Annotated in this window: 17 protein-coding genes; 4 read left to right on the top strand and 13 right to left on the bottom strand. The window is 71.8% G+C overall.

All coding sequences use genetic code 11. The features are described 5' to 3' along the window. Window positions 1-30: 30 nt before the first annotated feature. From AQI88_RS06155 to AQI88_RS06145, 3 genes are all read right to left on the bottom strand, one after another. On the bottom strand, window positions 31-1,080 hold the full coding sequence (locus AQI88_RS06155) for a PDR/VanB family oxidoreductase (protein ID WP_066993065.1): 1,050 nt from the start codon (window positions 1,078-1,080) through the stop codon (window positions 31-33). Continuing rightward, window positions 1,080-1,976: a metal-dependent hydrolase gene (locus tag AQI88_RS06150; protein WP_066993062.1), complete on the bottom strand. Its 897-nt coding sequence runs from the start codon at window positions 1,974-1,976 to the stop codon at window positions 1,080-1,082. Before AQI88_RS06150 ends, AQI88_RS06155 begins: the two co-directional genes overlap by 1 nt. 69 nt (window positions 1,977-2,045) lie before the next feature. Further along, window positions 2,046-3,968, bottom strand: coding sequence for a hypothetical protein (locus AQI88_RS06145; RefSeq protein ID WP_066993061.1), 1,923 nt, complete (start codon window positions 3,966-3,968; stop codon window positions 2,046-2,048). 183 nt (window positions 3,969-4,151) lie between these two features. Here AQI88_RS06145 and AQI88_RS06140 point away from each other — a divergent pair, with 183 nt between their 5' ends. Continuing rightward, complete coding sequence (locus AQI88_RS06140; RefSeq protein WP_208615722.1) at window positions 4,152-4,559, top strand: hypothetical protein; 408 nt, start codon at window positions 4,152-4,154, stop codon at window positions 4,557-4,559. Window positions 4,560-4,636: 77 nt separating this feature from the next. Here the strand turns inward: AQI88_RS06140 and AQI88_RS06135 are convergent, their stop codons facing one another. The 7 genes from AQI88_RS06135 to AQI88_RS06105 form a co-directional block, all read right to left on the bottom strand. After that, entirely contained in the window at window positions 4,637-6,217 is a 1,581-nt protein-coding gene (locus tag AQI88_RS06135) for a DUF1996 domain-containing protein (RefSeq protein ID WP_066993057.1), read from the bottom strand. Window positions 6,218-6,391: 174 nt separating this feature from the next. Beyond that, the gene (locus tag AQI88_RS06130; protein WP_066993056.1) at window positions 6,392-7,045 is read right to left on the bottom strand and encodes a LuxR C-terminal-related transcriptional regulator; all 654 of its coding nucleotides are present in this window, start codon (window positions 7,043-7,045) and stop codon (window positions 6,392-6,394) included. Beyond that, entirely contained in the window at window positions 7,030-8,307 is a 1,278-nt protein-coding gene (locus tag AQI88_RS06125) for a sensor histidine kinase (protein WP_066993723.1), read from the bottom strand. Before AQI88_RS06125 ends, AQI88_RS06130 begins: the two co-directional genes overlap by 16 nt. Before the next feature lie 53 nt (window positions 8,308-8,360). Next, entirely contained in the window at window positions 8,361-9,380 is a 1,020-nt protein-coding gene (locus AQI88_RS06120; protein WP_066993054.1) for an NAD-dependent epimerase/dehydratase family protein, read from the bottom strand. Window positions 9,381-9,440: 60 nt separating this feature from the next. After that, window positions 9,441-10,007 carry a winged helix-turn-helix domain-containing protein gene (locus AQI88_RS06115; RefSeq protein ID WP_066993052.1) on the bottom strand — a complete coding sequence of 189 codons (567 nt, stop codon included), beginning with the start codon at window positions 10,005-10,007 and terminating at the stop codon, window positions 9,441-9,443. Between the two features lie 329 nt (window positions 10,008-10,336). Next, window positions 10,337-11,368: a glutamine synthetase gene (gene glnII / locus AQI88_RS06110; protein WP_066993049.1), complete on the bottom strand. Its 1,032-nt coding sequence runs from the start codon at window positions 11,366-11,368 to the stop codon at window positions 10,337-10,339. 211 nt (window positions 11,369-11,579) lie between these two features. Further along, complete coding sequence (locus AQI88_RS06105) at window positions 11,580-12,047, bottom strand: MarR family transcriptional regulator (protein ID WP_066993047.1); 468 nt, start codon at window positions 12,045-12,047, stop codon at window positions 11,580-11,582. Window positions 12,048-12,113: 66 nt separating this feature from the next. Between AQI88_RS06105 and AQI88_RS06100 the strand changes: the two genes are divergently transcribed. After that, complete coding sequence (locus AQI88_RS06100) at window positions 12,114-12,980, top strand: alpha/beta fold hydrolase (protein ID WP_066993045.1); 867 nt, start codon at window positions 12,114-12,116, stop codon at window positions 12,978-12,980. A 3-nt stretch (window positions 12,981-12,983) separates the two neighbouring features. On the opposite strand, the gene AQI88_RS06095 is transcribed toward AQI88_RS06100, so the two are convergent. Beyond that, entirely contained in the window at window positions 12,984-13,721 is a 738-nt protein-coding gene (locus AQI88_RS06095) for an RlpA-like double-psi beta-barrel domain-containing protein (RefSeq protein ID WP_066993041.1), read from the bottom strand. Between the two features lie 121 nt (window positions 13,722-13,842). Next, entirely contained in the window at window positions 13,843-14,211 is a 369-nt protein-coding gene (locus tag AQI88_RS06090; RefSeq protein ID WP_066993038.1) for an arsenate reductase family protein, read from the bottom strand. A gap of 89 nt (window positions 14,212-14,300) precedes the next feature. Here AQI88_RS06090 and AQI88_RS06085 point away from each other — a divergent pair, with 89 nt between their 5' ends. Next, a complete protein-coding gene (locus AQI88_RS06085) occupies window positions 14,301-15,827 on the top strand; it encodes a class I adenylate-forming enzyme family protein (RefSeq protein WP_066993035.1) in 1,527 nt (508 codons plus the stop codon). Window positions 15,828-16,009: 182 nt separating this feature from the next. Next, complete coding sequence (locus tag AQI88_RS06080; protein ID WP_066993720.1) at window positions 16,010-16,324, top strand: hypothetical protein; 315 nt, start codon at window positions 16,010-16,012, stop codon at window positions 16,322-16,324. Between the two features lie 45 nt (window positions 16,325-16,369). On the opposite strand, the gene AQI88_RS06075 is transcribed toward AQI88_RS06080, so the two are convergent. Further along, entirely contained in the window at window positions 16,370-17,554 is a 1,185-nt protein-coding gene (locus AQI88_RS06075; protein ID WP_066993032.1) for a winged helix DNA-binding domain-containing protein, read from the bottom strand. Window positions 17,555-17,691: the final 137 nt, after the last annotated feature.

The raw sequence follows: 17,691 nt of genomic DNA, 5'->3' as shown, positions 1-17,691 counted from the left end.
ACCTTACCGACCGGATTCGGCCGTTCGTGTTCACATGTCGAGCACCAAGCGATCACTCCGGGCCCGGGATACGCAGATCAGCATCGACTCGTGCCGTTCCGCGTCCGTCAGCAGCTCGTCCCGGTGCTCGATCTCGCCCTCCAGCACCCGCTGTTGGCAGGTCCCGCAGAATCCCTGCTCGCAGGAGTAGGCGGTGTCCGGCAGTTCGCGTCGTACGGCGGCCAGGACCGTGGAGTCGGCCGGGACCGTCAACGTCCGTTCGCTACGCCGGAGTTCGACCGCGAAAGCGTGGTTGCCCCCGGCGTTCGCGCGCGGCGTGAACCGCTCCAGGTGCAGGGTGGCACCCTCGGGCAGGTGCGCCTCCACCGCCGCCATGAGGCCTTCAGGGCCGCAGCAGTAGACGGCCGTCCCCTCGGGTACCGCAGTGAACAGCGCGGCCAGGTCCGGGCGTCCGTCCTCGTCCTCGGCGACGAGCGTCAGCCGGTCCCCGGCGAGCTTGCTCACCTCCTCCAGGAACGGCATCGAGGCCCGGCTCCGCCCGCCGTACAGCAGCCGCCAGTCGGTGCCGTCCGGCAGGGCCCGCAGCATCGGCAGGACGGGCGTGATGCCGATGCCGCCGGCGACGAACACGTACGCGGGCGCCTCGACGAGCGGGAAACGGTTCCGCGGTCCGCGCACCTCCAGCTCCATGCCCTCGGCGAGCTGCTCGTGCACCTCGCGCGAGCCGCCCCGCCCGTCCTCGACCAGCCGGGTGGCGACCGTGTACGAGGAGGTGTCCTCGGGGTCGCCGCACAGCGAGTACTGCCGTACGAGCCCCGACGGCAGCACCAGGTCGAGGTGCGCACCGGGCTCCCAGCGCGGCAGCCCGCTGCCCTCCAGGCGCAGTTGTACGACCCCGTCGGCGACGGCCTCGTGGGCGGTGAGCAACAGCCGCAGGGCCCGTGAGCGGGGACGACCGGACAGGGGCGGGTCCAGGGCGGGCAGGGGCCACAGCGGCGAGGCCTGGACCCTGCGGCGCAGGGCCCGCCGGGTCAGCAGGGCGGCCCCCGCGACGAGGGCGACGGTGCGCAGCTTCGGCATCACGACACCGCCTTCTGCGCCGCGAGCGCGGCGGGGGAGGAGGCCAGGTAGGAGACGGCCTGCGCGGTGGAGCCCTCCTGGGAGGGGTGGTAGGAGCGGCTGAGATAGCGCGGGATGGACTTCAGCATGTCGCCGGTGGCGGGCAGGGTGCCCTCGCGGCCACGCACGTAGAGGTCCTTCAGGGAGGCCTTGGGGCCGGTGAGGGTCGGGTCGTTCTCCAGGAAGAAGCGGACTCCGCGCTGCCACAGGAAGACCAGGGTGCTGAAGGCCGTGGCCCAGGTACGCGCCCGCCGCCGGTAGCTGCCGTCGACGTGCTCGAAGAGGTCGAAGGCGACGGAGCGGTGCTCGACCTCCTCGGCGCCGTGCCAGCGCAGCAGGTCCAGCATGGTCGGGTCGGCGCCGCGCCGGTCCAGTTCGGCTGCGTTGAGCACCCAGTCGCCGAGGAAGGCGGTGTAGTGCTCGATCGCCGCGATCAGCGCGACCCGCTCCAGCAGCCACCAGCGGCTCGCCCTGCCCGGCGGCAGCGTGCGGTCGCCGAGCAGCTTCTCGAAGAACCAGTCGACCTGTGCGGTGTACGGCGTCGGGTCGAGTCCCTGCTCGCGCAGGTGCGGCAGGACCTCGTCGTGGGCCTGGGAGTGCATCGCCTCCTGCCCGATGAAGCCGACGACGTCCTCGCGCAGCTGGTCGTCCCGGATGAGCGGCAGCACCTGCTTGTAGACGTGCACGAACCACCGCTCCCCGGCGGGCAGCAGCAGATGCAGCACGTTGATGGTGTGCGTGGTGAACGGGTCGCCGGGCACCCAGTGCAGCGGTGTGTCCTCCCAGGAGAAGGACACCTTGCGGGCCTTGAGCGGTATGCGCTCGGACTCCACCGGCCGGGCCTGCGTGTTAGACATGGCGTCAATGTACTGACGGGTAGGTCGTCTGAGAACCCCCGTGCAGGACCTTGTTGACGCCAGTGTCAGCTAGTGGAGTCCGTCGATCGGCCTACCGTCCCGCAGCGTGCCCTTCAGCTGTGCCTGTGCCCCCTGCTTGGCCCGGACGGCGAGCAGCGGTCCCTTTCCCGAAGCGGTGACCCCTGAGCTGGTCCGGATCGAGGCGGTGTCCGGGCCGCCCGCGGCCAGCAGGTACCAGTTCCCGGCCTTGGCCTTCCACAACACCCCGGCCAGCACGTTCGGGTCGCGCGGACCGCAGGCCGGCACGTCCGTGCCCTTGGCCACGACCGCCCCGACCGCCCCGCCCGGCGTCTGGAACTGGGCCAGCGCGGCCGTACCGTCGCCGCGCCAGGTCTCGGCCCGGGTGCACAGCCAGACACCCGTCCCGCCCGCCTCGGGCAGGGGCTGGTTCGCGAACGCCCACGCGTTGATGCTGCGCACGCCCGCGGAGCGTTCCATGGACAGCGAGCAGGCGAACGGCGCCCAGGCGCGCAGTCCGTCCGGGGTGGACGCCTCGACGACGGCGCCCGGGTGTCCGGCGGTGAGACGGGCCGGGACCAGCTCACCCAGGTCGGTGGCGAGCCGGGTGCCGGAGGCGTCGGTCAGCTGGAGCACGTCCCACGAGGTGCAGCTGCCGGTCTGCAGCGCAGGGCTGGCCAGGGGGGCGGTGACGCCGTGGGTGACGGTGAGGGGCGTCGGGGCCGAGCCCGGCTTCATCAGGTCCCGCTCGGCGGCCGTCTTCACCCAGGGGGCGGTCAGATACCGGACGTTGCCGTCGGAGCGGCCCAGCACCAGCGCGCTCGCCTCGGCGCCGGTCGCCCCGTCGGCGCGCGCGAAGTCGAGGGCGGCGCCCGTGCTGCTGTCCTTGCCCTCGGCGTAGCGGGCGATGCGCAGGCCGTCGTAGAGGATCACCACGCGCGCGTTGTCCACCGGGCCCGCGTACAGCAGCTGGGGCGGGCCGGCCGGGCCGCCGGTCTGGGTGCCGGGGGTGGCCGAGACGCGGACCGTGTCCCCGGGGCGGGCCCAGACGGCGAGGGCGCGGCGCAGCAGGGCCCTGTCGCCGGCGAGCGGGCCGCGTGCGGGCCACACGGAGAAGTCGGTGCGGGCCGCGGACCGCCACGCCGTCGGGGGGACCCGGATCAGCTTGCCCGGGTCCAGGGCCGCCTCGGCCGCCGGGTTCTGCGCATACAGGGGCGCGGCGGCGCCGTCGGGGCCCCAGCCGCCGCCCGGCATGACCACCAGCGCCCCGCACACCGCGAGCGCGGCCGCCGCGGCGAGCGCGGCCTTGGTGTGCTGGCGGCGGCGCATCAGGTCGGTGGGCCGGGCCTGGAGCGAGCAGGGGTCGTACTCGGGGGAGGAGAGCAGGTCGTCCTGTCCGGGCACCCCGTTGGCCTCCGTCAGCGCGGACTCGGGCTCCTCGGCCCCGGCCGCCTCGAGGATCTTGCGGATGTCGGCGTCGGACAGCTTCTCCAGGCCGCGCAGCACATACGCGGCGCGGGCCGGGCCGGACAGGCCGGACAGCCGCTGGTCCAGGGCGAGTTCGTCGGCGCCGCCGGAGCGCGGGAACAGGCGCAGGCCCCACACCTGGGGGAGCAGCGGCGGCAGCTGCGAGAGCTTCGGCAGGCCCTTGCGGGGGCGGGCCGCCTCCAGCGCCGCACGCAGGACGCGCAGACGGAGGAAGGCGTACCCGGGGTCGCCCTCCCGGCCCGAGGACTGGGCCGGGATCACGGACGTCTGCTTGCGGCCCCGGGGCAGGGCGCGCTGGGTGAGCGCGTGTGCTGTCAGCACCCGGCGGCTGCGGCCGAGGCGGGGCGGCAGTACGAGGTAGGCGAGCCGGACCAGCCGTGGATAGTGCTCGACGAGCGCGGCTTCGGCCTGCTCGACGTCGACTACCGGGCCGATGGCCCCGGCGGAGGCGGGTTCCTTGCGCTGGGCTACATCCTGTGACTGCACGTCCGGGAAAACGAGCGAATCGTTGGTTGGTCACCGGCGTGCCGGTCTGCCTCCGCCGTCGGCGTGCGGGTGGGTCGGTCCGGTGGATTTGAGCGCACCGCGTGCGGCAGCCGTATCCAGGGGCGGGGCTCCTCGCCGGGGCTCTCTGCGGCATGCTTCTGCGCACCAGGACCGGAGGAACAGATGAGGTTGACGCGACCGATGCTCGCCGTTGCGGGTGCCGCGGCCGTACTGGCGCTGACGGGCTGCGGCTCCGGCGGGGACACGCACAAGGTGCCGCCCACCGCCACCGGCAGCCTGGAGAGCCTGGCCGCCGAGGTGAAGTGCAAGCCGAACATGCAGACCGACGCCGACGAGATCCGCCAGGCCATCTGCAAGAACACCGACGGGAAGTTCATCCTCGCGACCTTCGCCACCGACCGCGGCCAGCGCGAGTGGATCAACGACGCCAAGGACTACGGCGGTTACTACCTGGTCGGCCGCAAGTGGGTCGCCGTCGGCGACAACGGGGTCGTCAAGGCGCTGCGCGGCACGCTCGGCGGTGACGTGGAGCTCGGGACCGACCACCACGCGCACGCGCACAGCGGCTGACCGTCCCGCCGGCGTCGGGGCACAAGAAAAGCGGGCGGTGGGAGATTCCCACCGCCCGCTTTCCTAGGGGGTTGTCACTACGCGCACCGCTGGCCGGTGTTGATGCAGTTCGCGATCTTGTTGGCCAGGCCGCCGGTCGTGACGCTGATGAAGTCGTCGTGGTCGGTGGCCGGCTTGTGGAGCTGCTCCGGGAAGCCGTCCACCGCGAAGGCGTTCTTCACCTGGCCGTTCTGGATGACCGGCGGGGTGATGTTGTACACGAGGCGCATCGTCAGCTGCGGGATCGCCTTGAAGCCGTTCCCGCAGACGCCGCTCGCCGGGTCGGGGAAGGCCACGTGCGTACGGTGGTTGGCGCTGTCGATGTTCTGCCCGTCCCAGCAGCTCTGGAAGGCGAACGTGCGCACCACCTGGCTGCCCTGCGGGCAGATCGGGTACTGCGTCGTCAGCTGGACCTTGTTCTCGAAGCCCGTGCAGCTCCAGTGCGCGTTGGCGTTCGCCAGACCGTTGGTCGTGGTCTTGGCGTCACCGGTGATGATGCGCAGGAACTGCGGCATCGCGACGACCTTGCTGGCCGGGCTGCCGACGTACTTGATCTGCGCCTTCACCGGCGTCAGGATCTTGCCGACGTTGCCTTCCTTGCCGCCGCCGTCCGCGTTCTGGTCGAAGTCCTGCGAGCCGTCCTGGACGCGGACCACCGGCCAGTAGTACGCCGACAGGTCGCTCCTGTTCTGGCAGCTGGTGCCGCCCTGCAGGAACGTCTGGTTGCTGGAGAAGGCGTTGACCTTCTGGTTGCCGACGTAGTCGTGCAGGTGGTGCGCGCCGTTGGTCACGCCGGGTGCCACGATCACGTTGTCGGTGTTGTGGTTCTTGTTGGCGTTCACACCACAGCGCGTGATGAACGTACCCGTCGAGGCGTTGCCGGTGTTGCGCGGCTTGCCCTGGACGTTCGGGGCGACCTTCGTGATGTCCACGAAGTCGGCCGCGACCGGGCCGTTGCCGGCCTGCCCGCCGACGTTCTGCTGCTGACCGGCGTTGCCCTGCTGCTGGCCGCCGTTCTGCTGCTGCCCGCCGTTCTGCTGCTGCCCGCCGTTCTGCTGCTGCTGGCCGCCATTCTGTTGCTGGCCACCGTTCTGCTGCTGCTGGCCGCCGTTCTGTTGCTGGCCACCGGCGGTGGTCTGGTTGGCGGTCTGCGTCGTACAGGCGGCGAGCTGGCCCAGCCAGTTGTTGACGGAACCGCCGACCCGCTGGATGTCGATCCTGATCCGGTCGATCGTCGCGGCCCGCTTCTCCTTGAGGGGGCCGACGATCGCGTTCTGCACGAAGCTCGGATCGTTGGTCTGCGCCTGCCGGGTGGAGGCGAGCCGGGAGTAGGCCTCGGTGATCTGCTTGTCGAGGTTCGCCAGCTCCGTCGCCACGCCCTGGCGGGCCGCGTTCGGCACGTTCGTCAGCTTCTGGCCGACGTCCGGGCAGGAGATCGTCGCGACCTGGGCCGTGGCGGCCTTGGTCTGGTTGCCTCCCCACGTTTGGTTGTTCGACTCGTGCGCCGAGGCGTAGAAGTTCGCCCAGATCAGCCCGCCCCCACCGAGCGCTAGGGCCGCCGATGCGGCTATGGCCTTGGTGGCCAGCGGCGTACGGCGTTTTCGTGTGTTGCGTCCCATGGAACTCCTCTGACTTCCTTGCGGGGCAGCATCGGGGCGCCCGACAGGAGTGAAGCGGCGTCCTTCCATACGGACGCCGCCTCAGAGGTGTTCAGCCGTCTCACAAATTAGTCAGAGGATTGGCCGGGCCGCAGGCCTCAAATGCCCTCTGAGCAGCGGAAGTTGAACAGAACATCAGTGGTCGCGGTCGAGGTGGGCGAGCACGGCCAGAACGCGGCGATTGTCGTCGTCCGACACCTCCAGGCCCAGTTTGGTGAAGATGTTGGAGGTGTGTTTCGCGATGGCCCGTTCCGTCACCACCAGCTGCGCGGCGATCGCCGTGTTCGACCGGCCCTGCGCCATCAGCTCGAGGACCTCCAGCTCCCTGGGGGTCAGACGGCCGAGCGGCCGGTCGTCGGCCGCCCTCCGCGACAGCAGCTGCTGGATCACCTGCGGGTCCATCGCCGTACCGCCCGCGGCCACCCGCTGCACCGCGTCCACGAACTGCTCGGCGTCGAACACCCGGTCCTTGAGCAGATAGCCCACCCCGCCGCTGCCGTCGGCCAGCAGCTCCCGCGCGTACAGCTGCTCCACGTGCTGGGACAGGACCAGCACCGGCAGCCCGGGCCGCTCCCGCCGGGCCTGGAGCGCGCACTGCAGGCCCTCGTCGGTGTGCGTGGGCGGCAGCCGTACGTCGACCACGGCGACGTCCGGCCGCAACTCGGCCAGTGCACGGGTGAGTTCCGGACCGGACTCGACGGCCGCCGCGATCTCGAAGTCGTAGGCCTCCAGCAGCCGGACCAGTCCGTCGCGCAGCAGGAAGAGGTCTTCGGCTAGGACAACGCGCACGGAATCTCCATGGTCACCAGGGTGGGACCGCCCGCGGGGCTGCTGACGGCCACAACGCCGTCGAATGTACCCAGTCGCCGCTCGACCCCGGTCAGCCCGGACCCCGCGCCGATCACGGCGCCGCCCCTGCCGTTGTCGGTGACCGTGATCCGCAGCATGCCGTCGGCGTGGTGCACGTCCACCCAGGCCCGGTCGGCACCGGAGTGCTTGACGGCGTTGGTGAGGACCTCGCTGACCGCGAAGTAGGCGGCCGACTCGACCGGTGCGTCCGCGCGGCCGGACAGCTCCACGCTCACCTCGCTCGGCAGCGGAAGCCGCAGCGCCAACGCCCGTACCGCGTCCCCGAGTCCGCGCTCGGCCAGCACCGGCGGATGGATACCCCGGACCAGGTCGCGCAGTTCCTCCAGGGCCTCGGCGGAGTTCCGGCGGGCCTGGGCGAGCAGCTTGCGCGCCTTGGCCGGGTTCTTTTCGAGCAGTGCCTCCACGGTGCCGAGGTCCATGCCCATGGCGACCAGCCGGGCCTGCGCCCCGTCGTGCAGATCCCGTTCGATGCGGCGCAGTTCGGCGGCGGAGGTGTCCACCGCGTCCCGCCGGGTCTCGGTCAGCACCCGCACCCGCTCGGCGAGTTGGGCCTGGCCCGGGGCGAGGACGGCGCGGGTGAGGCGGAAGTGGGCGGTCAGGAGAGAGGGCGTGTAGCGGTGGGCGACCACGAGGAGTACGGCGGCCACGGCGGCGGCGGCGAACGCGGTCACGTTGCTGCCGACGGGCACGAAGGTGTACCAGTAGGGGCCGCCCTCGGCCTTCGACATCACCCGCCACAGCCCGGCCGCCAGCGCGAACCCCTCCAGCGGGTAGAGCACCAGCAGGGCGGGCAGCAGCGCGGTGAAGAACCCGGCGGTCATGTGCACCGGCAGCCACCGCAGATCCCGCCAGGTCGCGGGGTCCGCCAGCATCAGGACCGTGCGGGTCCAGGGGTTGGCGTCCTTGGGCACCGGCCGGTACGTCACCGGGATGCGCACCCCGCTCCACTCGGCGGCCAGGACCCGCTGCCAGTTCGCGAAGGAGCGCACACCGGTCAGGACCCACGGCGTGGTGAAGATCCCGACGCCGGCCGGGACGAGCGCGACGGACACGGCCGACAGGGTGAAGCAGAGGACGGCCAGGGGCAGCGAGACCACGGCCAGCACGAACCCCCGCCCGGCGGCCCGCAGCACGTCCCGGACGCGGGTGCGCAGGCCACCGTTCTTCGTGTTGGTGTTCATGACGTCAGTCTCGCCGACCCCGGCGCCCGAGAGCACTGGCCCGGGGCCCCCTCTCAGGGGGTGGTGTCAGCACCACCCCCGGCACCGGCCAGCACCTTCGCCTCCACCTCCGGATCCAGGCCCACCGGCGGCCGGTCCGGGCGCTGCGGGGCGATGCCGCCGATGGACCGCAGCCAGGTCCAGGTCTCGGAGACCGTCTCGGTGACGGGGCGGCAGGTCAGACCCGTCGCGACGGCGCGGGAGACGTCCGCGCCGTGCATCGCGTCGTGCATGTCGGTGCCCGGCGGCACCCACACCGGCAGCTGGGTCCACGGCGCGATGCCCGCGCCGAGCACGACATCCGGTTCGGTCCAGCGCAGCTCGGCGTCCGCACCGGTGACGGCCGCGCACGCGTCGAGCAGCTCGCCCATCGTGGCGTGCCCCTGCGGGCTCATCAGGTTGTACGGCCCGCTCAGCTCCTGCTCGGCGGCGCCCAGAATCCATGCGGCGAGGTCGCGGACGTCGACGTACTGGAGAGGCAGGTCGCGCGGGCCCGGCGCCAGCACGGGACCGCCGCGCGCGATCCGGGTCAGCCACCACGGCAGCCGCCCGATGTTCTCGTACGGCCCGAGGATCAGCCCGGCCCGCACGAACACCGAGCGGTCCGCGCCGAAGGCGTCCAGTACGGCCAGCTCACCGCCCCGCTTGTCCTGCGGGTACTCGGTCTGCTCGGCATCGGCCTCGGCGCCCTCGACCAGGGGCGCGTCCTCGGCGTAGCCGGCGGGCGGGGCCCACGCGTACACCGAGCAGCTCGACACGTACACGTACCGCCGGGCGCGGCCCCGCAGCAGCCGCGCCGCGTCCCGCACCGCGCGCGGCGCCTTCGACCAGGTGTCGACGACGACGTCCCACTCGCCCTCGGCCAGGGCGGCGAGCCCGTCGGGCGCGGTGCGGTCGCCGCTCAACGCCCTTACCCCGGGCGGGGGTTCGTGCCGCCCCCGGTTGAAGACGGTCACGTCCCAGCCGCGCCCGAGCGCCGCCTCGGCGACGGCCCGTCCCGCGAACTCCGAACCACCGAGCATCAGAAGTCTCATACCGGTGACTCTGCCCGCCGAAGCCGCGGGACGGAACCGCGCTCTGCCGTCAGCAGACGATCAGCGTCCGGTCGGCGGGGTGTACTTGTAGCCGACCCGGCGCACCGTCTGGATCGTCTGGCGGTGCTGGGCGCCCAGCTTGCGGCGCAGCCGGGCGATGTGGACGTCGACGGTGCGGCCGTCGCCGACGTGACCGTACCCCCACACCGTGGTGACCAGCTGGTCGCGGGTGTGCACCCGGTGCGGGTGCGCCACCAGATGCTGGAGCAGCTCGAACTCCAGGTAGGTGAGGTCGAGTTCACGGCCCTCGACGCTCGCGGTGCGCTGCACGGAGTCGATCCGCACCAGCGGGGCGCCGCCCGCCTCGGCGGCCGGCTCCGGCGCGTCCGGCACCGCGACCGGAAGGAACGGGGGCCGCTGGTCCGCCGGGACCAGCACCAGGTACCCGACCATGGGCGGCTGTCCGGGGAGGGCGGGCAGGGTGTGCTGCGGTGCGGGCAGCCAGGTGGCGCCCGGCGGCAGGAAGTCCGCGACATTCACCACCTCGTCCCGGTCGACGGCGCGCAGCCGGTGCCGGGCGGGGGCGGTCAGAGGGGAGGCGGAGGGGAGGGAACGAGTGTTCGCCATGAGAAGTCAGCTCTTTCGCGCGAGAGGTTCGCCGGAGGACGTACGTCGTTGCGCGCTGGCCGAAGGCCGGGGGTACGGCTTTAGAGGGCCTGCGCGTTCATCGCGCGGCAACACACCCGGTCGAAGTCGTGGTGCTGACGGGAAGGCCAGAACGGCTCGAGGTCATGACGACCCGTCGCGATGTGTTTCTGGAAGCCGACCATGGGCCCATTGAAGCAGACAAGGTGCCACACAGGGAGTCAGTTGTCTCACTATGCGGACAGCGGTGGACGATACGCCGAAGGGGCGCCCGCCAAGACGGCGGGCGCCCCTTCGGGAAGCGGGTCGGATCAGACCTGGCCGGCCTTCTCCAGTGCGGAGCAGCAGGTGTCGACCAGCAGGCGGGTCACCACGTACGGGTCGACGTTGGCGTTCGGACGGCGGTCCTCGATGTAGCCCTTGCCGTCCTTCTCGACCTGCCACGGGATGCGGACCGAGGCACCGCGGTCGGAGACGCCGTAGGAGTACTCGTTCCACGGGGCGGTCTCGTGCAGACCCGTCAGGCGGTCGTCGATGCCTGCGCCGTAGTTCTTGACGTGGTCGAGCGGCTTGGAGCCCTCACCGAGCGACTCGCAGGCGGTGATGATGGCGTCGTAGCCCTCGCGCATCGCCTTGGTGGAGAAGTTGGTGTGCGCGCCCGCGCCGTTCCAGTCGCCCTTGACCGGCTTCGGGTCCAGGGTCGCGGAGATGCCGAAGTCCTCGGCGGTGCGGTACAGCAGCCAGCGGGCCACCCACAGGTGGTCGGAGACCTCCAGCGGGGAGACCGGGCCGACCTGGAACTCCCACTGGCCGGGCATGACCTCGGCGTTGATGCCGGAGATGGCCAGGCCCGCCTTCAGGCAGTTGTCCAGGTGGGCCTCGACGATCTCGCGGCCGAAGATCTCGTCGGCGCCGACACCGCAGTAGTAGCCGCCCTGCGGGGCCGGGAAGCCGCCCTCGGGGAAGCCCAGCGGGCGGGCGCCGTCGAAGAAGGTGTACTCCTGCTCGATGCCGAAGATCGGCTCCTGCGCGGCGAACCGCTCGGCGACCTCGGCCAGCTCGGCGCGGGTGTTGGACGCGTGCGGCGTCATGTCGATGTCGAGGACCTCGCACAGGACGAGGATGTCGTCGCCGCCGCGGATCGGGTCCGGGCAGGTGAAGACCGGCTTGAGCACACGGTCCGAGGAGTGGCCCTCGGCCTGGTTGGTGGAGGAGCCGTCGAAGCCCCAGATCGGCAGCGCGTCGAGACCGGCCGGGGCACCCGTGATGATCTTCGTCTTGGAACGGAGCTTGGCCGTCGGCTCGGTGCCGTCGATCCAGATGTACTCAGCCTTGAAGGTCACGGGGCCACATCCTTAGAGGGTGGGTCGGGCGCACTCGGTGCGGGTGCTGCGGCGCTGCGGCACTGGGGCGCCGCTCGATCTGCCCGGCAGCCTGTCAACAGGCGATTTCCCGGTCATTGCTCCTCTGTGAACCCCGTGTTACCTGGTGGTTCTGTGCTGCGGCTCACGTTGTGAGGCGAGTTCCGGAAGGGTATGGACGCCCCCCGTGGCCTTACTCCCGGCCCTCGGCGGCAGCCTCCCGCACCCCGCCGAGGAAGCCCCGGATCGCCGCCAGCTGCCGCTCGTCGTATGCACGCAGCAGTTCCACCGAGCGCTCGATCAGCGGCCCGAAGAAGGCCTGGCCCAGCTCGACCGCGCGCTCCTCCACCTCGATCACGACCCGGCGCCGGTCCCGCTCCGCGCGCACCCGCCGCACCTGCCCGGCCTGCTCCAGCCGGTCGACGAGCGCGGTGGTCCCCGCCGAGTTGAGCCCCAGTACGGCCCCGAGGCGCCCGGCCGTCATCTCCTCGCCCGCGCGCCGCGCGTCCATGAGCGCGATCAGGGCGCGTACGTCCGTGGGGTGCATGCCGTTCTGGTTCGCGAACCGGGCACTGTGCAGGCCGAGTTCGACGGTGACCGCGCGCAGCAGATGGACGATCTCCATCTCGGGCGCCGGGTCGGGGCTGGACGGGGTCGGCATGCGGGTTCTCCCAGCTATTATCTCGCCGAACGAGTATCTTGCTGAGCGAGATAATAGGGGGTTTCCATGCCGCGGACGAGCGGGTACGACGCCGACGCCTTCCGGGTTGCGTACGACAAGGTGCTGGCGGCATGGCCGGCGGACCGCGAGGCGCTGACGGTCGCCACGCCCTTCGGGGACACCCGGGTCAACGCCTGCGGCCCGCGTGAAGCACCCCCGCTGCTCCTGCTGCCGGGTGGCGGCGGAGCGGCCTCGGTGTCCTGGTACGCCCAGCTCGCGGAGCTGGCCCGGACCCGCCGTGTCTACGCCCCCGACCTGATCGGCGCCCCCGGCCTGAGCGCCCCGGCCGGCGACCGCCACCCCCGCACGGTCGCCGACCTGGCCGCCTGGCTGGACGCCCTCCTGGACGGCCTGGCCGCGACGGCGGCCGACGTGGGCGGACACTCGTACGGCGCCTGGATCGCCCTGCACTACGCCCTGCGTGCACCTGCCCGGGTACGCCGCCTGTTCCTCCTGGACCCGACCCAGTGCTTCACCGGGTACAAGGCGGCGTACCTGCTCCATGCCCTGCCGATGCTGCTGCGGCCCTCGCCCCGCCGGGTCCGCGCCTTCCTGGAGTGGGAAACCGGGGGAGCAGTCCTGGATCCCGGCTGGCTCGCCCTCCAGGAGGCGGCCGCGGGCTTCCCGTCCGCGAAGCCGGTGACGGGCCCGCGGCCGGCACCTCAGGCGCTGCGCGCCCTCGACGTGCCGGTCCTGCTGCTCGTGGCCGCGAACAGCAGGACCCATGACCCTCGTGAGGTGGCGGCCAGGGCCGCCGCGATGCTGCCGCACGTGGAGACCGCCGTACTGCCGGATGTCTCACACCACGCGCTGCCGCAGGCAGCACCCGCGGCTCTGGCCCGCCGCCTCACCGACTTCCTGTCGGGCTGCTGAGCCTCACCCCACCTTCTCGATCACTGCGCGGCGGATGAGGAACTTGCCGGGCTCCCGGACCTGCTCGAAGGCCGCGTTGTTGAGCAGGACGCAACTGCCGGAGACCGAGGTGACCTTCACCGTCGTGGACTTGTTGTTGTCCAGGTTGGTGACCTTCAGGGTCGTCCCCGCCGGGAACTGGCTGCTGGACGCCGCCGGGGCGCCGCCCTCGCCGGAGAGCGTGACGGTCGAGCCCTTGCACACCTGCTGGCCGGAGGCCGCGGCAGCGCCGCCGCCGTTGTTTCCTGCGGCACCGGTCTGCGCGGGCTGCGTGCTCTGCTGACCTCCCTGCTGACCTGCCTGCTGACCTGCCTGCTGGCCCGCCTGCTGACCGGCGCCCTGCTGGGCGTTGCCGTTCTGCGCCGCCTGGGAGCCCTGAGCCGACTCCCCAACGGTGCAGCCCGCCGCCTTCTGCTGGACCTCGATCTGCTTGATGACCGCCTCGCGGTTGGCGATCCGGGCCGCCGACTGCGCGTCCGGTTTCGCCTTCTGGTCCGCGATGAACCTGTCGTTGTTGCCGTGGGCCGTGGCCAGCCCCTGGCAGACGGTCGAGTCACCGGCGGACAGCGTCTTGGCGTTCTGCGGGCTCTGCGCGGCGTTCGAGGTGGACGCCAGCGCGAAGGCTCCGCCGCCCGCCACCGCCGCGGCGCTGACGAGCAGCGCGAGCTTCTTCTTCGTGCCGAGAGTTCTCCTGCGCGACATAACGCGCCTCCTGAAGAGGTAGGGGAGCGTACGCCGCTATGTACGAGATACCGAACGAGGTTACTCAGCGGTTTACAGGAGTCACCGAAGTAACCTGCATCACAATGGAGTTGAGCGTCGCTCAGCTCTCGTTCCGGGCGAGCGCCTCCTGTACGGCCTCGTCGGTGCGGGCCACCAGGGCGGTTCCGTCGTCGGCGGTGATGATCGGGCGCTGGATGAGCTTGGGGTGCTCGGCGAGGGCCGTGATCCACCGGTCCCGCGAAGTCTCGTCCCGCGCCCACTCCTTGAGCCCCAGCTCCTTGGCCACGGCCTCCTGGGTGCGGGTGATGTCCCACGGCTCGAGACCGAGCCGGTCGAGCACGGCCCTGATCTCGTCCTCGCCCGGCACGTCCTCCAGATAGCGGCGGACGGTGTAGTCGGCCCCCTCGGCGTCGAGCAGGCTGATCGCGCTGCGGCACTTGGAGCAGGCCGGGTTGATCCAGATTTCCATGGGCCCACGGTACGCGACGCTCAGCTTCGGATATTCCCCGTAAATGCCTTTATGTTGCCGTACCCTCAGCTGCGGCTTTCCATGGAGACATGGCCGCGCGATACGTGACCGGACTCATCGAGGCGCTGGAGGGTCACGTCGGCCGCCCGGCGCTGGGTGGCGTCGGCCTCGGCGATCGCGTGCTCGACCATGGCGCGCTGCTCGAAGAGGTCTACCGGATCGCCGGTGTGCTGGGCGATGCGGGCGTGCGCCGCGGATCCGGTCTGGCGTGTGTGGTGGGTGAGAACCGGGCGGAGGTGCTGCTCCTGCGGACCGCCGCCCACGTCCTGGGTGCGCGGTTGACGCTGGTGGTGTGGAACGCGGCCGTGTGCGGGGTGGAACACCTGCTCCGGGACTGCCGTCCGGAACTGGTGGTGCACGACATTCCGGTGCCGGACACCGGTGTGCCGCGGCTGGCCCTGGCCGAGTTGGCCGCAGCGGCCGCCTGCCGTGCGGCGGTCGTGGTTCCGGTTGCGGCCCGTGAGGACGATGTGGCGCGCGTGATGTACACGGGAGGCACCACCGGTCAGCCCAAGGGCGTCGCCATCACCTTCCGCGCGCTGGCGGCACGCTCCGGCGGGCAGGTGTCACGCGCCGGGACCTACGTGTCGGTGACCTCCCTGGCCACGCGTTCCGGCGGCCGCTGCCTCGAACACTGGCGGGGCGGCGGCCGGGTGGAGGTGCTGTCCCCTTTCGACACCGGGAAGCTGATGGACGCATGCCGGAGACTGGGACCGGCGTCGACCTATCTGGTGCCGCCCATGATCTACCGGCTCCTGGACGACCCCCGGACCGCCGAAGGGATTCCGGGCCTCGAAGTGATCAGCTACGGCGCCTCGCCGGTCCTGCCGGAACGGCTGCGGGAGGCGGTCACCGCCTGGGGCTGCCGCTGGCAGCAGGGCTACGGAACCACCGAGGCCTCGGTCATCACCCGGCTGACCCCCTCCGACCATGCGGCGGCCGTCGCCGGCCGGCCCTGGTTGCTCGGCTCGGCGGGGCGCCCGGCAGCCGGCGTGGAGATCGAGGTACGGGAGACCGGAGATGCCGGGCGGCCACTGCCCGCCGGACGGGTGGGCGAAGTATGGGTGCGGTCGGCCGCCCGGATGTCGGGCTACTGGATGCGGCCCGACCTCACGGGGGAGGTGCTGCGTGACGGGTGGCTGCGCACGGGCGACCTCGGACACACCGACAGCGACGGCTATCTCTACCTCGATGACCGGGTCAAGGACATGGTGGTCGTCAACGGGTGGAACCTGTACAGCCTGCCCATCGAAGCGGCCCTCGCCCGGCACCCCGCCGTCGCGCAGGCCGCCGTGGTCGGCAGGCCCAGCACCCTGACGGGCGAGGAGGTGTGCGCCTTCCTGGTGCCGGCAACCGGCTGTACGGCAAGCCGGTCGGCCGCCGCCGAAGCGTGCGCGCTCGTGGCGTCCGAGCTCGCCGCGGCACACCGGCCGACCACCGTCTGGTGGGCGGAGCGCCTGCCCCTCGCCCCGAGCGGCAAGGTGGACAAACGCGCGTTGCGTGCCATGGCCAGGGCCGGGACCACTGCTCCCGCCGATGACTCTGTTCGAATTTGACGGCGTCTCACGCGTACCTCGCGGACCTGCTGTGACAGACGGTCAATTTGCCATCCCACCTGGACATTTGCCGGACTTCACGCACTCCCCGAATGTCAGTGGTGGCCAGTAGAATAGAGGCAGTGTTCGAGGGTGTCGCCGGAAGTTCCGGTGGGTGCCCTGACCGCGACAGGAGGATGCCCGTGCCCGCTGCCGCCCTGAAGTCCAAGCCGTTGCCGACCCAGTCCACAGCCAAGCGTTCCGTTCTGCTCGACTCGCCCTACGTGCCGATGGAGAAGCGTCCGCTGCCGGCCGGGCGGCCGCGCGAGTGGTACGTCACGCACAACCGGCGCCTGAAGGCCATGCGCCTCGCCATAGCCCTGCTCGACCTGGGGATCTACCTGCCGAACCAGGCCCACAACGAGACGATCCGCAACACGGCGGAGGAGATCGGTGTGCACCCGCCGTCGGACACGACGTGCCACATGGTGCGGGCGTTCATGCGTTACAGCCGGTGAGGCCGGTGCCGGGTGTCCCGCGCTGCTGCGGGGCACCCCGGTGCGTCACGCCGACAACTCCCGCTCCAGCGGGGTCCTGAAGCGCGGCGTGACCTTCGTCGTCCCCAGCCACCCTCGCAACCGCTCCGCCTCCACCGCGACCGCCGCCTCGGCCTCCCGGCGCGCACCTTCCTCGGTGATGCGCCAGACGATCTCGCCGTCCGCGCGCTGGGCCCAGCCGCCCACCACCCGGCCGTTCCACCACACCGTCGGCCCCACGTTGCCGCTGCGGTCGAAGAGATCCGGGCGCAGCTCCGGCGCGAGATACCAGTCCCGCTGCTGCCAGGCCATGGCCGTCGGGTCGAGGGCGGGGAGCAGCGCCGCCCAGGGTTCCCCGGGGGCCTCCACCGGGTCCGTGTCACCGTCGGCGACATAGCCCGTGCCCTCGTCCAGGGTCACCTCCTGCGCGCCGACGGCGGAAAGGGCCCGGCGTACCTCCGTCACCCGCCACCCCGTCCACCACTTCAGGTCCGCCTCCGTCGCCGGGCCACAGGCTCTCAGCCAGCGCTCCAGCAGGTCCGCCTGTGACCGGCCCGCGTCCAGCTCCGGGTGCTCCGGTGCCGGGGCCCAGCGGAACTGGCTCGACGTCCAGGAGCCGAGCGGGCGGCCGCGGACCACCTTGCCCTCGACACCGAGGACGCGCAGCAGGCGGGAGGAGACCGTGTGGACGCCCTCGTAGCTCTTCCCGGCCGCGTACACGAACTGCTCGCGCAGGCGCGGCTCGTCGGCCGACAGCTCCGCCGCCGTCGCCTGGCCGCGCCGGGCCAGTGCGGTCAGCGTGGTCGTCTCGACCTCCGCCAGCCAGGCCGCGTCCGGGGCGCCCGCCCGGGCCATGTCCTTGAGGAGGGAAGCGCGTTCACGGGCGGCCACGGTGAGGCCCGTCGAGGCGTGGACGACCGCCGTCAGCTCCGTCGGGAACACGAACACCGTGTGCCGCATACCGTGCATGCGGACGAGCGTGCCGTCCTCGTACAGCGCTCTTTCCGTCTCCGGTACCGCCTTCGCCGGGTCGGCCAGCCGCGCCGCCACCGCCAGGTACACCGTCGCCGGGTCCGTGCCGTGCAGGGCCACCAGGGAGGCGGCGACCTGCTCGGGGGCCGCCGCCCGTGCCGTACCCGCCAGGCGGTGCCGCAGGGCCAGCCGGGCCCGGCGCTCCGCCGTGCCGATGTGCCGCCGCCGTCCGTCACCCATGCCGGCCTCCCCGTCACGCTCACCTTGTCCTGCCTGCATGGTCCCCGATGCCACTGACAACCGCCCCCTTCACCCGTTCGCTCCTGCTCCGCATGCGCGGGCCCGCCCATGAGGCCTTCACTGCCAGCAGGAGGTGA

Source organism: Streptomyces cellostaticus (genome assembly GCF_001513965.1).
Taxonomy (GTDB): domain Bacteria; phylum Actinomycetota; class Actinomycetes; order Streptomycetales; family Streptomycetaceae; genus Streptomyces; species Streptomyces cellostaticus.
Note: the sequence above shows the minus strand (reverse complement) of the source record. Positions and strands in the feature narration are given on the sequence as shown.

Excerpts from the sequence above, each read along its gene's own strand:
- AQI88_RS06115 (WP_066993052.1), bottom strand. The coding sequence starts at position 10,007 with ATGGCGAACACTCGTTCCCTCCCCTCCGCCTCCCCTCTGACCGCCCCC.
- AQI88_RS06125 (WP_066993723.1), bottom strand. The coding sequence starts at position 8,307 with ATGAACACCAACACGAAGAACGGTGGCCTGCGCACCCGCGTCCGGGAC.
- AQI88_RS06075 (WP_066993032.1), bottom strand. The coding sequence starts at position 17,554 with ATGGGTGACGGACGGCGGCGGCACATCGGCACGGCGGAGCGCCGGGCC.
- AQI88_RS06150 (WP_066993062.1), bottom strand. The coding sequence starts at position 1,976 with ATGTCTAACACGCAGGCCCGGCCGGTGGAGTCCGAGCGCATACCGCTC.
- AQI88_RS06090 (WP_066993038.1), bottom strand. The coding sequence starts at position 14,211 with ATGGAAATCTGGATCAACCCGGCCTGCTCCAAGTGCCGCAGCGCGATC.
- AQI88_RS06105 (WP_066993047.1), bottom strand. The coding sequence starts at position 12,047 with ATGCCGACCCCGTCCAGCCCCGACCCGGCGCCCGAGATGGAGATCGTC.
- AQI88_RS06135 (WP_066993057.1), bottom strand. The coding sequence starts at position 6,217 with ATGGGACGCAACACACGAAAACGCCGTACGCCGCTGGCCACCAAGGCC.
- AQI88_RS06100 (WP_066993045.1), top strand. The coding sequence starts at position 12,114 with ATGCCGCGGACGAGCGGGTACGACGCCGACGCCTTCCGGGTTGCGTAC.
- AQI88_RS06155 (WP_066993065.1), bottom strand. The coding sequence starts at position 1,080 with ATGCCGAAGCTGCGCACCGTCGCCCTCGTCGCGGGGGCCGCCCTGCTG.
- AQI88_RS06085 (WP_066993035.1), top strand. The coding sequence starts at position 14,301 with ATGGCCGCGCGATACGTGACCGGACTCATCGAGGCGCTGGAGGGTCAC.
- AQI88_RS06140 (WP_208615722.1), top strand. The coding sequence starts at position 4,152 with ATGAGGTTGACGCGACCGATGCTCGCCGTTGCGGGTGCCGCGGCCGTA.
- AQI88_RS06120 (WP_066993054.1), bottom strand. The coding sequence starts at position 9,380 with ATGAGACTTCTGATGCTCGGTGGTTCGGAGTTCGCGGGACGGGCCGTC.
- AQI88_RS06095 (WP_066993041.1), bottom strand. The coding sequence starts at position 13,721 with ATGTCGCGCAGGAGAACTCTCGGCACGAAGAAGAAGCTCGCGCTGCTC.